This window comes from Mycobacterium interjectum, assembly GCF_900078675.2.
Classification (GTDB): Bacteria; Actinomycetota; Actinomycetes; order Mycobacteriales; family Mycobacteriaceae; genus Mycobacterium; species Mycobacterium interjectum.
Genome location: NZ_LT546237.1, coordinates 4,699,378 through 4,702,268, shown reverse-complemented (window position 1 = coordinate 4,702,268; position 2,891 = coordinate 4,699,378). Strand labels below are relative to the sequence as shown.

General features: G+C 70.1%; 6 protein-coding genes and 1 pseudogene. All 7 read right to left on the bottom strand.

What is annotated here, in order from left to right:
- Positions 1-338 (bottom strand): ESX secretion-associated protein EspG (locus BN4348_RS57295; protein ID WP_142308832.1); only part of this gene is annotated, 338 nt, incomplete at its 3' end.
- Between the two features lie 10 nt (positions 339-348).
- Entirely contained in the window at positions 349-639 is a 291-nt protein-coding gene (locus BN4348_RS57290; protein ID WP_066917488.1) for a WXG100 family type VII secretion target, read from the bottom strand.
- 29 nt (positions 640-668) lie between these two features.
- A complete protein-coding gene (locus BN4348_RS57285) occupies positions 669-962 on the bottom strand; it encodes a WXG100 family type VII secretion target (protein ID WP_066917492.1) in 294 nt (97 codons plus the stop codon).
- A 51-nt stretch (positions 963-1,013) separates the two neighbouring features.
- Positions 1,014-1,283, bottom strand: coding sequence for a PPW family C-terminal domain-containing PPE protein (locus BN4348_RS60615; RefSeq protein ID WP_066917491.1), 270 nt, complete (start codon positions 1,281-1,283; stop codon positions 1,014-1,016).
- 23 nt (positions 1,284-1,306) lie between these two features.
- Positions 1,307-1,573, bottom strand: a pseudogene (locus tag BN4348_RS57280) (EsaB/YukD family protein); the annotation flags it as partial.
- 45 nt (positions 1,574-1,618) lie between these two features.
- Positions 1,619-2,500 carry an ESX secretion-associated protein EspG gene (locus tag BN4348_RS57275; RefSeq protein WP_066917489.1) on the bottom strand — a complete coding sequence of 294 codons (882 nt, stop codon included), beginning with the start codon at positions 2,498-2,500 and terminating at the stop codon, positions 1,619-1,621.
- A 10-nt stretch (positions 2,501-2,510) separates the two neighbouring features.
- Complete coding sequence (locus tag BN4348_RS57270) at positions 2,511-2,801, bottom strand: WXG100 family type VII secretion target (protein WP_066917488.1); 291 nt, start codon at positions 2,799-2,801, stop codon at positions 2,511-2,513.
- Between the last annotated feature and the right edge of the window lie 90 nt (positions 2,802-2,891).

Here is a 2,891-nt window from a genome sequence, read left to right as displayed (position 1 = left end):
CTCCCGCCGGTGCAGCGCTGCGCGACCACGCCGCGCAGCAACTCGCCGGCGCCGGCGGCCGCCCCGGGTCCCACGTACCGCAGGTCGAGCCACCGGTCCGGGAAGCACACCGTTTTGATCCAGCCGGCGACCGCCGCGTTGACGAGCCCGTCCGCCGACACCAGACCCATCCGGGTCAGCTCGGCGCGCTGGCGTTCGAAGAACTCGGCGCGCTGCGCGGCGTCGCGGTAGGGCGTGGTGATCGCGAGAACCCACGGGAAGCTCCCCGCCCCAGTGGTTTCCGCGATGAACCACGCGTGCTCAACCGTCAGCTCGACGGCGTTTGGTGCTGCGTTCATCAGGCGGGGGTTAACCGCCCCATTTGGCGGCCTCGGCCTGGTCGCGGGCCAGCATCGCGGTGGTGTTGGCATCGTGGGTGCCCGCCATCGACTGGTAGGCCCGCACCAGGCTGTCCATCGCCTGGTTCCACTGCGCCTGCCACACCTGGTACGTCATGCCGGTGTCGCCCTGCCAGGCGTTGGACAGCGTGGCCTGCTCGCTGGCGACATCCGATCCGAGCGCCTGCAACGTGCCGGCGTAGCCCGACATGTCCGCGGCGTGGCCAAGCATCGCGGGGTAGTTGTACATGATTTGCGACATCGCAAGTCCTTTCGCGGTTGGAGGTCTGATCAGAACGCGGTGTAGCCGGAAGCGGCCGCGGCGTCGGCGGCCACGTAGGTGCCGGCGGCGTCGCCGAGGTTGGCCTGGGCGATGTCCAGCAGGGTGTTGATGCGCGCCGCGACCTCCACGAACCGGGCGTGGGCGGCCTGAAACGCCGCCGAGGACTCGCCCTGGTGGAACGCCTGCGCCGACACCGCTTCCTGCTCGGCCTGGCTGATCGTGCTGCGCATCAGCGCCGCCTTGGCGCTGAACGCCGACTGCGCGGCCACCAGCTGCGGAATATGAGCGTCCAACATACTCATGGTGATTGGTTTCCTTTCGCTCTCTTCGGATTTCGGTTGCTGACTGCCACGTTAGCTGCCGTCGTCTCCCCCTCTCCCCGGCTCGCGATCCCACGTCCCCGGTACCATCGGCACCCGCGGGCCGCCGCCGAATTCGTCGACGGCCAGCTTGGCCAACCCGGCCGCGCCCACGGCGGTGTCCTTGTGTGCGGTCCCCGCGAACCCCAGGCTCCCGGCCCCATTTCCGGAGGCCACCGCCGCCACCAACTCCTCGGCCGCGTAGTCGGGCGCGACGCCGATGTCGGAATCCATGTCCAGGAACTCGTCGCCGTATTCGCGCATCGCCGCCCGCCGGCGCCGCCGCGCCCGCNGACGACCCCGACGGTGTCCAGGCTGGCGTCCAGGCTGAACGGCGCGCCGCCGATCGGTGCCAGGCTGAGGTGGGCGGCCGCGAGACCGTCCAGGGTGTCCTCGGTGTCACCGTTGGTGGCCGCCGGGGCCGCCAAACGCTTGACCGCCGGCAGGATTTCGCGCAGCGGCAGCTCGGCCGGCAGCGCCATCTCCGTCAGCCTGCTGTCCGCGAGGATGGCGACGCGCACGATCGGCATCACGGCGCCGGACGTCACTGACATGGTTCTCTCTTCTCTATCTCGTTGCTGGATATGAACGTTGGGCGTTTACGAACTCTGCAAGGAAAAGTCTCGGGACAGCCGCCGACCGGGGAACCATTGGCCCTCCGGCAGCAGCGCGGTCAGCTGTTCGACCGCGACGGCGATGGCGAAGGGCGTGCCCGGGGCGAAAGTGGAGACCCACTCGCCGTCGAAGGCGCGCGACGGGCTGACCAGCACCCGGCCCGCGGCGGTGTCGACGATGCTCATCCCGACCTCGGTGGTCGAGTGCTGCCCGTCGCGATGGGAGCCGGCGACGATCTCGACGTAGCTGCGCGGCCCGGAGAACACCGACTCCACCACCGGTCGCGCCGACGCCGGAATGCCCAGATAATCAACGACTTCCGACAGCGAAGCGCCGGCCCGCAGCCGTTCGTCGGCGCGGGCCCCCACCCGCATCGGCATGCTGAACTCGTCGAACCGGGCCGGCGGCCGCTGCGCCAGCCCGACGCCGAGGACCGGGACCAGCCCGCGCGCGTCGTCGATATCCATGGCGGTGAAGGTGACGAGCTGGGCGCTGCGCAACGCCACGACGGTTTTCGGCGCCGTGTCGCTCCCGCCGGTGCAGCGCTGCGCGACCACGCCGCGCAGCAACTCGCCGGCGCCGGCGGCCGCCCCGGGTCCCACGTACCGCAGGTCGAGCCACCGGTCCGGGAAGCACACCGTTTTGATCCAGCCGGCGACCGCCGCGTTGACGAGCCCGTCCGCCGACACCAGACCCATCCGGGTCAGCTCGGCGCGCTGGCGTTCGAAGAACTCGGCGCGCTGCGCGGCGTCGCGGTAGGGCGTGGTGATCGCGAGAACCCACGGGAAGCTCCCCGCCCCAGTGGTTTCCGCGATGAACCACGCGTGCTCAACCGTCAGCTCGACGGCGTTTGGTGCTGCGTTCATCAGGCGGGGGTTAACCGCCCCATTTGGCGGCCTCGGCCTGGTCGCGGGCCAGCATCGCGGTGGTGTTGGCATCGTGGGTGCCCGCCATCGACTGGTAGGCCCGCACCAGGCTGTCCATCGCCTGGTTCCACTGCGCCTGCCACACCTGGTACGTCATGCCGGTGTCGCCCTGCCAGGCGTTGGACAGCGTGGCCTGCTCGCTGGCGACATCCGATCCGAGCGCCTGCAACGTGCCGGCGTAGCCCGACATGTCCGCGGCGTGGCCAAGCATCGCGGGGTAGTTGTACATGATTTGCGACATCGCAAGTCCTTTCGCGGTTGGAGGTCTGATCAGAACGCGGTGTAGCCGGAAGCGGCCGCGGCGTCGGCGGCCACGTAGGTGCCGGCGGCG